Annotated in this window: 16 protein-coding genes and 1 other annotated feature; all 16 genes read left to right on the forward strand. The window is 40.7% G+C overall.

The features are described 5' to 3' along the window. Positions 1-2 precede the first annotated feature (2 nt). The 16 genes from mecA to SNAG_RS03775 all read left to right on the forward strand — a co-directional run bounded on the left by mecA (position 3) and on the right by SNAG_RS03775 (position 14,621). Positions 3-743 (forward strand): adaptor protein MecA, encoded by a 741-nt coding sequence (mecA, locus tag SNAG_RS03690; RefSeq protein WP_096406668.1) that lies wholly within the window; start codon positions 3-5, stop codon positions 741-743. 147 nt (positions 744-890) lie between these two features. Then, complete coding sequence (locus SNAG_RS03695; protein WP_096406670.1) at positions 891-2,177, forward strand: homoserine dehydrogenase; 1,287 nt, start codon at positions 891-893, stop codon at positions 2,175-2,177. A gap of 1 nt (position 2,178) precedes the next feature. Beyond that, entirely contained in the window at positions 2,179-3,048 is an 870-nt protein-coding gene (thrB, locus tag SNAG_RS03700) for a homoserine kinase (protein ID WP_096406672.1), read from the forward strand. 303 nt (positions 3,049-3,351) lie between these two features. Next, positions 3,352-4,290 carry a peptide-methionine (R)-S-oxide reductase MsrB gene (gene msrB / locus SNAG_RS03710; protein WP_096406677.1) on the forward strand — a complete coding sequence of 313 codons (939 nt, stop codon included), beginning with the start codon at positions 3,352-3,354 and terminating at the stop codon, positions 4,288-4,290. Positions 4,291-4,349: 59 nt separating this feature from the next. Continuing rightward, on the forward strand, positions 4,350-6,074 hold the full coding sequence (locus SNAG_RS03715) for an ABC transporter ATP-binding protein (protein WP_096406680.1): 1,725 nt from the start codon (positions 4,350-4,352) through the stop codon (positions 6,072-6,074). A 1-nt stretch (position 6,075) separates the two neighbouring features. Then, positions 6,076-7,824 carry an ABC transporter ATP-binding protein gene (locus SNAG_RS03720; RefSeq protein ID WP_096406684.1) on the forward strand — a complete coding sequence of 583 codons (1,749 nt, stop codon included), beginning with the start codon at positions 6,076-6,078 and terminating at the stop codon, positions 7,822-7,824. Between the two features lie 106 nt (positions 7,825-7,930). Further along, on the forward strand, positions 7,931-9,190 hold the full coding sequence (locus SNAG_RS03725) for a TRZ/ATZ family protein (protein WP_096406687.1): 1,260 nt from the start codon (positions 7,931-7,933) through the stop codon (positions 9,188-9,190). A gap of 64 nt (positions 9,191-9,254) precedes the next feature. Continuing rightward, positions 9,255-9,390 (forward strand) — a sequence feature (ribosomal protein L10 leader region). 38 nt (positions 9,391-9,428) lie between these two features. Further along, positions 9,429-9,929, forward strand: a complete 501-nt coding sequence (gene rplJ, locus SNAG_RS03735; RefSeq protein ID WP_001287274.1) for a 50S ribosomal protein L10 — start codon at positions 9,429-9,431, stop codon at positions 9,927-9,929. 76 nt (positions 9,930-10,005) lie between these two features. Further along, positions 10,006-10,371, forward strand: a complete 366-nt coding sequence (gene rplL, locus SNAG_RS03740) for a 50S ribosomal protein L7/L12 (protein ID WP_001196967.1) — start codon at positions 10,006-10,008, stop codon at positions 10,369-10,371. Between the two features lie 201 nt (positions 10,372-10,572). Beyond that, positions 10,573-10,746: a hypothetical protein gene (locus SNAG_RS03745; protein ID WP_000159606.1), complete on the forward strand. Its 174-nt coding sequence runs from the start codon at positions 10,573-10,575 to the stop codon at positions 10,744-10,746. Continuing rightward, entirely contained in the window at positions 10,743-11,522 is a 780-nt protein-coding gene (locus SNAG_RS03750) for a replication initiator protein A (RefSeq protein WP_096406689.1), read from the forward strand. The genes SNAG_RS03745 and SNAG_RS03750 overlap by 4 nt, the downstream gene beginning before the upstream one ends. 98 nt (positions 11,523-11,620) lie before the next feature. Further along, positions 11,621-12,979, forward strand: a complete 1,359-nt coding sequence (dcm, locus tag SNAG_RS03755) for a DNA (cytosine-5-)-methyltransferase (protein ID WP_096406692.1) — start codon at positions 11,621-11,623, stop codon at positions 12,977-12,979. Next, positions 12,963-13,412, forward strand: coding sequence for a hypothetical protein (locus tag SNAG_RS03760; RefSeq protein WP_003042047.1), 450 nt, complete (start codon positions 12,963-12,965; stop codon positions 13,410-13,412). The genes dcm and SNAG_RS03760 overlap by 17 nt, the downstream gene beginning before the upstream one ends. Continuing rightward, positions 13,405-13,785, forward strand: coding sequence for an arsenate reductase family protein (locus SNAG_RS03765; protein WP_096406695.1), 381 nt, complete (start codon positions 13,405-13,407; stop codon positions 13,783-13,785). The genes SNAG_RS03760 and SNAG_RS03765 overlap by 8 nt, the downstream gene beginning before the upstream one ends. 12 nt (positions 13,786-13,797) lie before the next feature. Continuing rightward, positions 13,798-14,031 carry a hypothetical protein gene (locus SNAG_RS03770; protein ID WP_000840776.1) on the forward strand — a complete coding sequence of 78 codons (234 nt, stop codon included), beginning with the start codon at positions 13,798-13,800 and terminating at the stop codon, positions 14,029-14,031. 2 nt (positions 14,032-14,033) lie between these two features. Further along, the gene (locus tag SNAG_RS03775; protein WP_096406697.1) at positions 14,034-14,621 is read left to right on the forward strand and encodes a CPBP family intramembrane glutamic endopeptidase; all 588 of its coding nucleotides are present in this window, start codon (positions 14,034-14,036) and stop codon (positions 14,619-14,621) included. Positions 14,622-14,830: the final 209 nt, after the last annotated feature.

Consider the following 14,830-nt stretch of genomic DNA (forward strand, 5'->3'; position numbering starts at 1 on the left):
ATATGAAGATGAAACAAATTAGTGATACAACACTGAAAATCACGATGACTTTAGATGATTTGATGGATCGGGGGATGGAGATTGCAGACTTTCTCATTCCTCAGGAAAAAACAGAAGAGTTTTTCTATGCTATTTTAGATGAATTAGAGATGCCAGACAATTTCTTGGACAGTGGCATGCTGAGTTTTCGTGTAACACCAAAACCAGATAAGGTCGATGTCTTTGTGACCAAGTCTAAGATTGACCAAAACCTTGATTTTGAAGATTTGGCGGACCTACCTGATATGGAAGAGTTGGCCCAAATGTCGCCAGATGAATTTCTCAAGACGCTAGAAAAGAGTATCGCAGATAAGACCAAGGACGATATTGAGGCCATCCAATCTCTAGAACAGGTCGAAGCAAAGGAAGAAGAGCAAGAGCAGGTAGACAAGGAGACGGAGAGCAAGAAAGAACCTTATATCTACTATATCCTGCGCTTTTCAAGCCTTGGTGACTTAGTTGCTTTTGCAAAGACGGTTAACTATCAGATGGAAACATCTGAACTCTATAAGATGAATGGGCACTACTATTTGACAATCTTAGTCGATGTAGAAAATCATCCTAGTCCATATCCGGCCTGGCTCTTGGCTCGTATGCGTGAATTTGCAGACGATAGTGACATCAGTCGTTCAGTCTTGCAAGAGTATGGGCAAATATTGATTAACCATGATGCAGTTCTCGGTCTGCAAAAGATTCGTTCATAATTTTTAAAATCAATTTTCATTTATCAAGAAAGACGAATCATGGGATTCGTTTTTTCTTTTCTAGATCGAAATAGTGATTTACTATAATAGGAATTTTCACAAAATTCTGTTATAATGGCTATATCAGAAAATTTCTAGGAGACAAACATGACAGTTAAAATTGCTTTACTTGGATTTGGTACCGTTGCAAGTGGCGTACCATTCCTCCTAAAGGAAAATGGAGAAAAAATCGTTCAGTCAGCTCATTCAGAGATTGAAGTAGCCAAGGTATTGGTCAAGGATGAAGATGAAAAGAATCACTTGCTTGCTGCAGGGAATGACTTTAACTTTGTAACCAATGTAGATGATATTTTATCAGACAAAGATGTTACCATTGTAGTGGAATTGATGGGACGTATCGAACCTGCTAAGACCTTTATCACTCGTGCCTTGGAAGCTGGGAAACACGTTGTTACTGCTAACAAGGACCTTTTGGCTGTCCATGGCGCAGAATTGCTAGAAATCGCTAAAGAGCACAATGTAGCACTCTACTACGAAGCGGCAGTAGCTGGTGGGATTCCAATTCTTCGCACTCTAGCAAATTCATTGGCTTCTGATAAAATCACGCGCGTTCTTGGTGTCGTAAACGGAACTTCTAACTTCATGATGACTAAGATGGTGGAAGAAGGCTGGTCTTACGATGACGCTCTGGCCGAAGCTCAAAGACTAGGTTTTGCAGAAAGCGACCCTACAAATGATGTAGATGGGATTGATGCAGCCTATAAGATGGTGATTTTGAGCCAATTTGCCTTTGGGATGAAGGTTGCCTTTGACGATGTAGCCCACAAGGGAATCCGTAACATCACACCAGAAGATGTAGCTGTGGCTCAAGAGCTTGGTTATGTTGTGAAATTGGTTGGTTCTATCGAGGAAACTCCTTCAGGTATTGCGGCAGAAGTGACTCCAACCTTCCTTCCTAAAGCACATCCACTTGCTAGTGTGAATGGTGTAATGAACGCAGTCTTTGTGGAGTCTATCGGCATCGGTGAATCTATGTACTACGGACCAGGTGCTGGTCAAAAACCAACTGCAACAAGTGTTGTAGCGGACATTGTCCGTATCGTTCGTCGCTTGAATGATGGTACCATTGGTAAAGACTTCAACGAATATAGCCGTGACTTGGTCTTGGCAAATCCAGAAGATGTTAAAGCAAACTACTATTTCTCAATCTTGGCACCAGATTCAAAAGGTCAGGTCTTGAAATTGGCTGAAATCTTTAATGATCAAGATATTTCCTTCAAGCAAATCCTCCAAGATGGAAAAGAGGGGGACAAGGCGCGTGTAGTGATTATCACTCATAAGATTAATAAAGCACAACTTGAGAAGGTTTCCGCTGAGTTGGCCAAAGCTTCAGAATTTGACCTCTTGAATACCTTCAAGGTGTTAGGAGAATAGGATGAAGATTATTGTACCTGCAACCAGTGCCAATATCGGGCCAGGTTTTGACTCGGTCGGTGTAGCTGTTACCAAGTATCTTCAAATTGAGATCTGTGAAGAACGGGATGAGTGGTTGATTGAACACCAGATTGGCAAATGGATTCCACATGACGAGCGTAATCTCTTGCTTAAGATTGCTTTGCAAATTGTGCCAGACTTGCAACCGAGACGCTTGAAAATGACCAGTGATGTTCCCTTGGCGCGTGGCTTGGGTTCTTCTAGCTCGGTTATTGTTGCTGGGATTGAACTAGCTAACCAACTGGGCAAACTCAACTTATCTGACCATGACAAATTGCAGTTGGCGACCAAGATTGAAGGGCATCCTGACAATGTAGCTCCAGCTATCTATGGAAATCTCGTTGTTGCGAGCTCTGTTGACGGAGAAGTTTCTGCTATCGTAGCAGACTTCCCAGAATGTGATTTCCTAGCCTACATTCCAAACTATGAATTGCGTACCCGAGATAGCCGTGGTGTCTTGCCTAAGAAATTGTCTTACAAGGAAGCTGTTGCAGCAAGTTCGATTGCCAATGTTGCTGTTGCAGCCTTGTTGGCAGGAGACATGGTGACTGCTGGACAAGCAATCGAGGGAGACCTCTTCCACGAGCGCTATCGTCAGAACTTGGTGAGAGAATTTGCGACGATTAAGCAAGTAGCCAAAGAGAATGGTGCCTATGCAACCTATCTCTCTGGGGCTGGTCCGACGGTTATGGTTCTGGCTTCTCATGACAAGATGCCCAAGATTAAAGCTGAGTTGCAAAAGCAGTCTTTTAAAGGCAAACTTCATGATTTGAAGGTGGATACCCAAGGTGTTCGTGTCCAAGCAAAATAAAGAATAGAAGATAGGATGGGGAAAGTCTCGACTAGGGGGGTTCCTATCCTTTTTTTGAAAAGAAGTTTATACTCAATGAAAATCAAAGAGCAAACTAGGAAGCTAGCCGCAGGCTGCTCAAAACAGTGTTTTGAGGTTGTGGATAGAACTGACGAAGTTAGCTCAAAATACTGTTTTGAGGTTGTGGATAGAACTGACGAAGTTAGCTCAAAATACTGTTTTGAGGTTGCAGATGTAAGCTGACGTGGTTTGAAGAGTTTTTCGAAGAGTATTAGTTAAAAACTTGATAAAGGAGAAAAAAAGATGGCAGAAATTTATCTAGCAGGTGGTTGTTTTTGGGGTTTAGAGGAGTATTTTTCCAGAATTTCTGGAGTGCTAGCGACCAGTGTTGGCTACGCTAATGGGCAAGTCGAAACAACCAATTACCAGCTGCTCAAGGAAACAGACCATGCAGAAACAGTTCAAGTGATTTACGATGAGAAGGCAGTGTCACTCAGAGAGATTTTGCTCTATTTTTTCCGAGTCATCGATCCCTTATCTATCAACCAGCAAGGGAATGACCGTGGTCGTCAATATCGTACTGGGATTTATTATCAGGATGAAGCAGACCTGCCAGCTATCTACACAGTGATGCAGGAGCAGGAGCGTATGCTGGGTCGAAAGATTGCAGTAGAAGTGGAGAAACTTCGCCACTATATTCTGGCGGAAGACTACCACCAAGACTATCTTAAGAAGAATCCTTCCGGTTACTGTCATATCGATGTGACAGATGCTGAGAAGCCATTGATTGACGCCTCAAATTATGAAAAGCCTAGTCAAGAAGTGTTAAGGGAAAGTTTGTCAGCAGAGTCTTATCGTGTTACGCAAGAAGCTGCAACAGAGGCTCCATTTAGCAATGCTTATGACCAAATCTTTGAAGAGGGGATATATGTAGACATCACGACGGGTGAACCGCTTTTTTTCGCTAAGGATAAGTTTGCTTCAGGTTGTGGTTGGCCAAGTTTTAGTCGTCCGATTTCTAAGGAATTGATTCATTACTACAAGGACCTGAGCCATGGAATGGAGCGAATCGAGGTTCGTTCTCGCTCAGGCAATGCTCACTTGGGTCATGTTTTCACAGATGGACCTCAGGAGTTAGGTGGCCTGCGTTACTGTATTAATTCTGCCTCCTTGCGCTTTGTAGCAAAGGATGAGATGGAAAAAGCAGGATATGGCTATCTATTACCTTACTTAAACAAATAAAACTGAGAGGGCGGGGCTTCCCACTTTCTTCATTTCCAGAATAAGAATAGAAGGGATCTATGAAACACTTACTATCTTACTTCAAATCCTATATCAAAGAATCCATTTTAGCTCCCTTGTTCAAGCTACTTGAAGCTGTTTTTGAGCTCTTGGTTCCCATGGTGATTGCTGGGATTGTTGACCAATCCTTGCCCCAGAGAGATCAAGGACACCTCTGGATGCAGATTGGCCTACTCCTTATCTTTGCAGTGATTGGCGTTTTAGTAGCCTTGATTGCTCAATTTTATTCAGCAAAGGCAGCGGTAGGTTTTGCCAAGGAATTGACAAACGACCTCTATCGTCATATTCTTTCTTTACCAAAGGAAAGCAGAGACCGTTTGACAACTTCTAGCTTGGTCACTCGCTTGACCTCGGATACCTACCAGATTCAGACTGGTATTAATCAGTTTCTGCGTCTCTTTTTGAGAGCGCCTATTATCGTTTTTGGGGCAATCTTTATGGCCTATCGCATCTCAGCTGAGCTGACTTTCTGGTTTTTGGTCATGGTTGGTTTTTTGACAATCGTTATTGTTGGGCTCTCTCGTCTGGTCAATCCTCTCTACAGTGGTCTCAGAAAGAAAACGGACCAACTGGTTCAGGAAACGCGCCAGCAATTACAAGGGATGCGGGTGATTCGTGCTTTTGGGCAAGAAAAACGAGAGTTACAGATTTTTCAAACCCTTAACCAAGTTTATGCCAGATTACAAGAAAAAACAGGTTTCTGGTCTAGTTTACTAACACCTCTGACCTATCTGATTGTTAATGGAACTCTGCTTGTCATCATCTGGCAGGGATATATTTCTATACAAGGAGGTTTACTCAGCCAGGGTGCTCTCATTGCCCTTATCAACTATCTCTTACAGATTTTGGTGGAATTGGTCAAACTAGCTATGCTGATCAATTCTCTCAACCAATCCTATATCTCAGCCAAGCGAATCGAGGAAGTTTTTACCGAAGCTCCAGAAGATATCCATTCAGAATTAGATCAAAAGCAAGCTACTAGTAATCAGGTTTTACAAGTCCAAGAATTGACCTTTACCTATCCTGATGCAGCCCAGCCTTCTCTGAAAGGCATTTCCTTTGATATGACTCAAGGACAAATCCTTGGTATCATTGGAGGAACAGGTTCTGGTAAGTCAAGCTTGGTGCAAGTCTTACTTGGACTTTATCCAGCAGATAAGGGAAGCATTGACCTTTATCGAGATGGACGTAGTCCTCTTAATTTGGAGCAGTGGCGGTCTTGGATTGCCTATGTGCCTCAAAAAGTCGAGCTCTTTAAAGGAACTATTCGTTCCAACTTGACGGTGGGTTTCAATCAAGAAGTAACTGACCAAGAGCTCTGGCAGGCCTTGGAGATTGCGCAAGCAAAGGATTTTGTCAGTGATAAGGAAGGACTCTTAGATGCCCTAGTTGAGGCCGGAGGACGAAATTTCTCAGGTGGACAAAAACAAAGGTTGTCTATCGCCCGAGCAGTCTTGCGCCAAGCTCCGTTTCTCATCCTAGATGATGCAACCTCGGCCCTCGACACCATTACCGAGTCCAAGCTCTTGAGATCTATCCGAGAGAACTTACCTAACACGAGCTTAATCTTGATTTCTCAACGAACCTCAACTTTACAGATGGTTGACCAGATTCTCCTCTTGGAAAAAGGCGAGCTCCTAGCTATCGGCAAGCACGAGGACTTGATGAAGTCCAGTCAAGTCTATCGTGAAATCAATGCTTCCCAACATGGAAAGGAGGACTAGAATGAGACGACAATCTGCAAACCAGACGCTCACACGTTTGGCTAAAGACATTGCAAGTCACCCTTTCCTCCTTTTCCTAGCCTTCCTAGGAACTATTGCCCAAGTTGGCTTATCAATTTACCTACCTATTCTGATTGGGCAGGTCATTGACCAGGTCCTAGTGGCTGGTTCTTCACCAGTTTTTTGGCATATTTTCATTCAGATGATATTGGTAGTCATAGGAAATACTCTGGTACAATGGGCCAACCCTCTTCTTTATAATCGTCTAATCTTCTCTTATACCAGAGACTTGCGAGAGCGAATAATCTATAAGCTCCATCGTTTACCGATTGCCTTTGTAGATAGGCAAGGTAGTGGGGAGATGGTTAGTCGTGTAACCACAGACATAGAACAGTTGGCAGCAGGCTTGACCATGATTTTTAATCAATTTTTCATTGGTGTCTTGATGATTTTGGTTAGTATTCTAGCAATGCTCCAAATTCACCTCCTCATGACCCTTTTGGTCTTGCTGTTGACACCCCTATCCATGGTGATTTCACGCTTTATTGCCAAGAAATCTTATCATCTCTTCCAAAAGCAAACGGAGACAAGAGGGATTCAGACCCAGTTGATTGAAGAATCGCTTAGCCAGCAGACTATTATCCAGTCCATTAATGCTCAAGGAGAGTTTATTCAAAGATTGCATGAGGCTAATGATAACTACGCAAACTATTCTCAGTCAGCTATCTTTTATTCTTCAACGGTCAATCCTTCGACTCGATTTGTTAATGCGCTCATTTATGCTCTTCTAGCTGGAGTAGGAGCTTATCGTATCATGATGGGATCCACACTGACCATTGGGCGTTTAGTGACTTTTTTGAACTATGTCCAACAGTACACCAAGCCCTTTAATGATATTTCTTCAGTTCTAGCCGAGTTACAAAGTGCTCTCGCCTGCGCAGAGCGTGTCTATGCAGTCTTAGAAAGTCCTGAGATTGCTGAAACAGGTAAGGAAATCTTGACCAGCGACCAAGTCAAGGGAGCTATTTCCTTTAAACATGTCTCTTTTGGTTACCATCCTGAAAAGATTTTGATTAAGAATTTATCGATTGACATTCCAGCTGGTAGCAAGGTTGCTATTGTTGGTCCTACGGGTGCTGGAAAATCAACCCTCATCAATCTCCTCATGCGTTTTTATCCCATTAAATCGGGAGATATCTTGCTAGATGGTCGTTCCATTTATGACTATACCCGAGCATCATTGAGACAACAAATTGGCATGGTGCTACAGGAAACTTGGCTCAAGCAAGGGACCATTCATGACAATATTGCCTTTGGCAATCCTGAAGCCAGTCGGGAGCAGGTGATTGCTGCTGCCAAAGCAGCCAATGCAGACTTTTTCATCCAACAGTTGCCGCAGGGATACGATACTAAGTTGGAAAATGCAGGAGAATCTCTATCTGTCGGTCAAGCCCAGCTTTTGACCATCGCCCGAGTCTTTCTAGCTATTCCAAAGATTCTTATCTTAGACGAGGCAACTTCCTCCATCGATACTCGGACAGAAGTGCTAGTTCAGGATGCCTTTGCTAAACTCATGAAGGGACGAACAAGTTTTATCATTGCCCACCGCTTGTCTACTATTCAGGATGCGGATCTGATTCTAGTCTTGGTGGATGGTGACATCGTGGAGCATGGAAACCATCAGGATCTCATGGCTAGAAAGGGCAAGTATTACCAAATGCAAAAGGCTGCGACTTTTAACTCAGAGTAAGCCACTCCTATCCATTTTAAAATCTTAATGATACTAAAAGTTGCCTTCGGGTGACTTTTTTGTTACAATAGCTAGAAAAAATCAAGGCCTTAGAAGGAGAAAACCAATGAAAGTCTATCAGCATGTAAATATTGTGACTTGTGACCAAGATTTCCATGTCTATCTGGATGGTATCTTGGCTGTTAAGGATTCTCAAATCATCTATGTCGGTCAAGAGAAGCAAGAGATTTTAGATCAAGCTGAGCAGATTATAGACTATCAAGGGGCTTGGATCATGCCTGGATTGGTCAATTGCCATACCCATTCTGCTATGACAGGCTTGAGAGGAATCCGAGATGACAGCAATCTCCATGAATGGCTTAATGACTATATCTGGCCAGCAGAAGCAGATTTCACTCCCGACATGACTACCAAGGCGGTCAAAGAAGCTCTGACGGAGATGCTCCAGTCAGGAACAACAAGCTTCAACGATATGTATAATCCCAATGGTGTGGATATCCAGCAAATTTATCAGGCAGTCAAGGCTTCCAAGATGCGTTGTTATTTCTCACCGACCCTCTTTTCTTCAGAGACAGAAACAACTGCTGAGACCATAAGCAGAACACGTGCCATCATTGAGGAAATCTTAGGATATGAAAATCCAAATTTCAAGGTTATGGTAGCTCCACATTCTCCGTATAGCTGTAGTAGAGACTTGCTGAAAGCGAGCTTAGATATGGCAAAAGAGCTGGACATTCCTATCCATATCCATGTGGCGGAGACCAAAGAAGAGTTAGAAATTATCCTGAAACGATACGGCAAACGCCCCCTCGCCTTTCTAGACGAACTAGGTTACTTAGATCATCCGTCTGTCTTTGCACATGGGGTCGAGTTAAACGAACGAGAAATTGAACGCTTGGCAACTTCTCATGTGGCTATCGCCCACAACCCTATCAGTAACCTCAAACTAGCCTCAGGCATTGCTCCCATCATCCAACTCCAAAAAGCAGGAGTAGCAGTCGGAATTGCGACTGACTCGGTTGCTTCTAATAACAATCTTGATATGTTTGAGGAAGGACGGACTGCAGCCCTTCTTCAAAAGATGAAAAGTGGAGATGCCAGCCAGTTTCCAATCGAAACAGCTCTCAAAGCTCTGACGATAGAAGGTGCTAAGGTTCTTGGAATGGAAGAACACATAGGCAGTCTGGAAGTTGGCAAGCAAGCAGATTTTCTGGTCATTCAACCACAAGGGAAAATTCATCTCCAACCTCAGGAAAATATGCTCTCTCATCTCGTTTATGCAGTCAAATCCAGTGATGTCGATGATGTTTATATCGCTGGAGAACAGGTGGTTAAGCAAGGCAAAGTTTTGACAGTAGAGATTTAAAAAAATATTTCAAAAAAAGTCTGCAAAAATCTTGCATTCTTTTTTTGTCTATGCTATACTTATATACGGTTTGAAAAAACTGCCTAAGACAGTAGGGGAGCTCGACTCATAAGTATCCTACCGAGGACAAAACGTATCATGTAAAAAGAAGCGTATTGTACTTTCGTGTCTAGGTTTGGGCGCGTTTTTCTTTTGTAAAAATTCCCCAAGCAAAATAATTACGGAGGTGAACACACTAATGAGTGAAGCAATTATTGCTAAAAAAGCGGAACTAGTTGACGTAGTAGCTGAAAAAATGAAAGCTGCTGCATCTATCGTCGTTGTAGACGCTCGTGGTTTGACAGTTGAGCAAGATACAGTTCTTCGTCGTGAGCTTCGTGGAAGCGAAGTTGAGTATAAAGTTATTAAAAACTCAATCTTGCGTCGTGCAGCTGAAAAAGCTGGTCTTGAAGATCTTGCATCAGTATTTGTTGGACCATCTGCTGTAGCATTTTCTAACGAAGATGTTATCGCACCAGCGAAAATCTTGAACGATTTTGCTAAAAACGCTGAAGCACTTGAAATCAAAGGTGGTGCAATCGAAGGCGCTGTCGCATCTAAAGAAGAAATCGTTGCTCTTGCAACTCTTCCAAACCGCGAAGGACTTCTTTCTATGCTCCTTTCTGTACTTCAAGCGCCAGTGCGCAACGTTGCTCTTGCAGTCAAAGCGGTTGCAGACAACAAAGAAGACGCAGCTTAATCTTAAGCTACGCAGCGTAGCATAGCTACGAAAAAAACTATTATAAAATTTTAAAACTTATTTGGAGGAAATAACAATGGCATTGAACATTGAAAACATTATTGCTGAAATTAAAGAAGCTTCAATCCTTGAATTGAACGACCTTGTAAAAGCTATCGAAGAAGAATTTGGTGTAACTGCAGCTGCTCCTGTAGCTGTAGCTGCTGCTGGTGGTGCTGAAGAAGCTGCTAAAGATTCATTTGACGTTGAATTGACAGCTGCAGGCGACAAGAAAGTCGGCGTTATCAAAGTTGTACGTGAAATCACTGGTCTTGGACTTAAAGAAGCTAAAGAACTTGTTGATGGTGCACCAGCTCTTGTTAAAGAAGGTGTTGCAGCAGCAGAAGCTGAAGAAATCAAAGCTAAATTGGAAGAAGCTGGAGCTTCAGTTACTCTTAAATAAGAGGCATATACCAATTAGAATTCGGAATACTATAGTATCAGCCTTTTAGAATCGTGAACACATTTTAGAAACTGATAAATTAATTTAGTTTCCTGCCAAAAACCCTACCAAAAATTAATTTGGCAGGGTTTTTCTTTTTAATAAAAATATTTTGGAGAACAGTTGAATATTGTTCTCCTTTTTTTATTTTCTGGAGGGAAAATGACAAAAGAATTACAATCATCACGCTATATCGTCATTTCATTTTTAGTACGTGAAATGGGAATTGACATTGTTGAAGCCATCTCTCTTATGGCTGAATTAGAAAAAAGTGGCTTGGTTCGCTTGGAATCAAATGGCGATTTAATACTCAAAGAACTTGGAGGAGAGCTATGAAACGAATTACCGCAAATCAATACCAAACTTCAGAACGGTATTATAAATTACCTAAAATTCTTTTTGAGGATGAGAAATATATGGATATGAAACTAGAAGTAAAGGTGGCTTATTCTATTTTAAAAGATCGTTTAGAATTATCTCTCAGTCGTGGTTGGATAGATGAAGAAGGCGCGGTCTATTTAGTATTTTCTAATTCTAAACTGATGAGGCTGTTAGGTTGTTCGAAGTCAAAATTACTGTCCATCAAAAAAACTCTTAAAGAATATGACTTAATTGATGAAGTTCAACAGTCTTCAAGTGAGAAAGGAAGACTAGCTAATAAGATTTATTTAGGGGAATTATCTTCTACCCCAGTAGGTAATTCAAACAGGCCTAGTGTTAAAAAAAGACTAGGGCAGGTTGAAAATCAAACGGCCCCCGTCTCACATTCAGCCCCTAGTGAGACTGAAGTTAGTGAGACTAAATATAGTGAGACTGATTCTTTATTTATTGAGGATGAGGAGGATAGGAATACTCAACCTATCTTGAAAAGAAAAGTAGAAAAGGTCACAAAATATGATCGAGATTATATTTGGGGATTGGTACAAGATCAATTTAGACGAGAGGGTTTTTCTGAAACAGCCAGTGAAATTGCTATGAATGATTTTGAGAGAATCTATCAGTATGCTCTAGATAATGTCCGCTTTGTTAGACGTGCGGAAGTGCTTGCTGAATTTGTGTTTAACGGCTTGTATTCTGTTTGGAATAACCGTGTTAGAAAAGGAGGTGGTTAAATGTCGCCAATCGAGTGGATATTAGTTATGCTCATTTTCATTTCAAGTGGTTTGACTCTTTGGACATTAATAGTCGATCAGAAAGGGGTAATCAAGAAATGAAATTTATTGATTTATTTTCAGGTATCGGTGGTTTTCGACTAGGAATGGAAAGTGTCGGACACGAGTGTATTGGATTTTGTGAGATTGATAAATTTGCTAGAGAATCTTATAAATCCATTTTTCAAACGGAAGGAGAAATAGAATTTCATGACATACGAAATGTTTCAGATGATGAATTTAAAAAACTTAGAGGGAAAGTCGATATCATCTGTGGGGGATTCCCTTGTCAAGCATTTTCAATCGCAGGAAGACGATTGGGATTTGAAGATACTAGAGGAACTTTGTTCTTTGAAATTGCTCGGGCGGCCAAACAAATCCAACCACGTTTTCTTTTTCTTGAAAATGTTAAAGGCCTACTCAATCACGATAAGGGACGGACGTTCACCACAATCCTTACCACACTTGATGAGTTGGGGTTTGATGTTGAGTGGCAGGTGCTTAACAGTAAGGATTTTGGCGTTCCCCAAAACAGAGAGAGGGTGTTTATTATCGGACATTCTAGAAAGAAAGGTACCAGACTCTTATTTCCTTTCAGACGAGAAGGTCAAGCAACTAACTCTGAGATTTTAAAAACATTAGGAAATTTGAATCCATCAAAAAGTGGAATGAGCGGTAAAGTTTATTATTCAGAAGGTCTTGCGCCAACCTTAGTTCGTGGGAAAGGAGAAGGATTTAAGATTGCGATTCCTTGTATGACACCAGACAGATTAGATAAGAGACAAAATGGTAGACGCTTTAAGGAAAATCAAGAGCCGATGTTTACTTTAAATACTCAGGATCGTCATGGCATTGTCGTTGTTGGAGATTTACCCACTAGCTTTAAGGAGACCGGTCGCGTCTATGGAAGTGAGGGCTTATCTCCAACACTGACTACGATGCAAGGAGGAGATAAAATTCCCAAAATACTGATTCCAGAACCAATCCAATTTTTAAAAGTCAGGGAAGCAACTAAAAAAGGATACGCTCAAGCAGAGATTGGAGATTCAATCAATTTGGAAAGACCAAGTTCTCAGTATCGGCGTGGTAGAGTTGGAAAAGGTATAGCGAATACGTTAACAACTAGTGGTCAAATGGGAGTAGTAGTGGGTAGCTATGAAGGAGAAGATAAACAAGTTTATCATGTAGCTGGTGTCTTGATAGATGGACAATTTTACCGTCTGAGGATACGACGAATCACTCCTAAAGAGTGTTTTCGCTTGCAGGGCTTTCCTGATTGGGCTTTTGAAGCTGCGAGAAAAGTCTCTAGTAATAGTCAGCTCTATAAACAAGCTGGTAATAGTGTAACCGTTCCTGTGATTGCCGCGATCGCAAAGAAATTAAAAGAAATAGAGGAAAAAGATGAAAGCATTAAATAAAGAATCAATACTAGATTGTGATGAATTAGAAACAGAATTACATGATGCAGAAATCAAACAGCTGGATGAACAATTATTTCTGATGCCCAATTATCCATGTGAGTTTGAAGTAACATTTTTAGATGATTACCATAAAAAACACAACTACCCACTATTTTACGAGTCCTATCTTCAAAACGTTATGGAATTCCTTGAAAGTCAAGACATAAAGAATGGGGTTGATGCCTTTGTAGATGATCATCAAAATCTTGTTTTTGTTTTATATGGACAAGGCTATCGAGCCGAGGGAGAAGAGGGAATACTTACAACCCAAGTAACTGTAAAAGCTTATGATGAAGACAAGAAATCGATTAACTTCTCAAATTCATTAGATTCCTTAATCGTCTCAGAATATCAAATGGAACCGAATCTTTGGGAGGTCTCCCATGATTGATCTCTATCTAAGTAAAAATAGCCAAAGAAATCAACTTCTTTTGGATTTCTTTCAAAAGTATGGCATCGAGGTGTCTTGTCATTCGATTTCTGAAATGACAAAGGATAAATTAATTGAGATGATGAGCTATTCTTCAGATTGTTTTGAGTTTCTATCTCCCAATTTATTACGATTTAAGAACCGTGACAATCTAAGATTAACGGATTTCATTGAAATGATATTAAAAAATCCTGAACTATGCATCAGGCTTCCTCTTGCGGTTTCAAATAAGAGAGTTTATCCAAATCTGAATTTGGAAGAGGCTAGAGCTCTATTGCCAAGAGATACGAAACAATTGATTTACATGGAACAAACACATTATTTATCAAGTTAAAGGAGAAACAATATGGCTGAACGATTTTGGGAGAACTTGTCCATTATTTTGGCTGAAAGAAATATCAGCTGGATTGAGTTAACCAGAAAAATGTTTGCGGGAGAGTTTCACTATCCAAGTGAATTGAATCGTTTGTATCAAAAGATTCGCCACTATAAGATGGAACAACGAATGCCTCAAAGTCCATGGGTAGAAAGGATTGTGCAGGTATTAGATTTAGATTATGAAGATTTATTTCGGAGGTAACTATGAAAAGAATAATTCCAGTTTATATATTCCAACAAGTAAATGTCTTATTGGTATCCCTATACTTACTGAAATTGCTTTGTATTGGTGAGTTAACCATACTACAGATTCTCTATTGTGCGTCGCTCTTTTCTTTTTTATGGATGTATGGTCAACGAAAACAAGTGGTCAAGGTCAATATGAAAACTAGGATGAAATGGCTTGGTATTGGATTCGTTAGCCTACTGATTATAAGCCTATGTTTTAGTCTGATTCATGCTCAAGGAACCACGAATCAAGCAAACTTAATTGGCCTTCAACATCAGGTTCCTTGGTTTTCATTTTTATTGTTCTTAATCAATGCGAGTATGGTTGAAGAATTTCTGTATCGAGAAATTTTATGGAACTTGGTTAGAAAATTAGATATTCGAGTTGCTTTGACAAGTGTTTTATTTGCCTTAGCACATCATCCAGGAACCATTCTAGCTTGGTGTTTGTATGTATCGCTGGGGATGTTTTTAGGGCTTGTACGCTACAAATCGGACTTATGGGGCAGTATGGGGCTACATTTGGTGTGGAACCTACTAGTTTATAGTTTGCTGCTTTTTTAGACCAAATTAGCTTGTTTTAGGGAAATGAAATGCTAACGTTATGTAACAATGTTAGTCTTTTATTTCAAAATCTTTGTTTAGTAAGAATTTAGCTCTACAGGAAAATAAAAAATGTGATAAAAATTTCAACTACTCTTATCTATAATAAAGCTACCTGTTCTTTGAAAATTGAATCCACTCCGTCTTGATTAGCGTGCCTGTGTAAGTAG

The sequence above is a fragment of the Streptococcus sp. NPS 308 genome, from assembly GCF_002355895.1.
Classification (GTDB): Bacteria; Bacillota; Bacilli; order Lactobacillales; family Streptococcaceae; genus Streptococcus.

Bases quoted from the DNA above. Each gene is read 5' to 3' on its own strand.
- rplL (WP_001196967.1), top strand. From the start codon at position 10,006: ATGGCATTGAACATTGAAAACATTATTGCTGAAATTAAAGAAGCTTCA.
- SNAG_RS03760 (WP_003042047.1), top strand. From the start codon at position 12,963: ATGAAAGCATTAAATAAAGAATCAATACTAGATTGTGATGAATTAGAA.
- SNAG_RS03765 (WP_096406695.1), top strand. From the start codon at position 13,405: ATGATTGATCTCTATCTAAGTAAAAATAGCCAAAGAAATCAACTTCTT.
- SNAG_RS03775 (WP_096406697.1), top strand. From the start codon at position 14,034: ATGAAAAGAATAATTCCAGTTTATATATTCCAACAAGTAAATGTCTTA.
- SNAG_RS03750 (WP_096406689.1), top strand. From the start codon at position 10,743: ATGAAACGAATTACCGCAAATCAATACCAAACTTCAGAACGGTATTAT.
- SNAG_RS03725 (WP_096406687.1), top strand. From the start codon at position 7,931: ATGAAAGTCTATCAGCATGTAAATATTGTGACTTGTGACCAAGATTTC.
- SNAG_RS03745 (WP_000159606.1), top strand. From the start codon at position 10,573: ATGACAAAAGAATTACAATCATCACGCTATATCGTCATTTCATTTTTA.
- msrB (WP_096406677.1), top strand. From the start codon at position 3,352: ATGGCAGAAATTTATCTAGCAGGTGGTTGTTTTTGGGGTTTAGAGGAG.
- dcm (WP_096406692.1), top strand. From the start codon at position 11,621: ATGAAATTTATTGATTTATTTTCAGGTATCGGTGGTTTTCGACTAGGA.
- SNAG_RS03720 (WP_096406684.1), top strand. From the start codon at position 6,076: ATGAGACGACAATCTGCAAACCAGACGCTCACACGTTTGGCTAAAGAC.
- thrB (WP_096406672.1), top strand. From the start codon at position 2,179: ATGAAGATTATTGTACCTGCAACCAGTGCCAATATCGGGCCAGGTTTT.
- SNAG_RS03715 (WP_096406680.1), top strand. From the start codon at position 4,350: ATGAAACACTTACTATCTTACTTCAAATCCTATATCAAAGAATCCATT.
- mecA (WP_096406668.1), top strand. From the start codon at position 3: ATGAAGATGAAACAAATTAGTGATACAACACTGAAAATCACGATGACT.
- rplJ (WP_001287274.1), top strand. From the start codon at position 9,429: ATGAGTGAAGCAATTATTGCTAAAAAAGCGGAACTAGTTGACGTAGTA.
- SNAG_RS03695 (WP_096406670.1), top strand. From the start codon at position 891: ATGACAGTTAAAATTGCTTTACTTGGATTTGGTACCGTTGCAAGTGGC.
- SNAG_RS03770 (WP_000840776.1), top strand. From the start codon at position 13,798: ATGGCTGAACGATTTTGGGAGAACTTGTCCATTATTTTGGCTGAAAGA.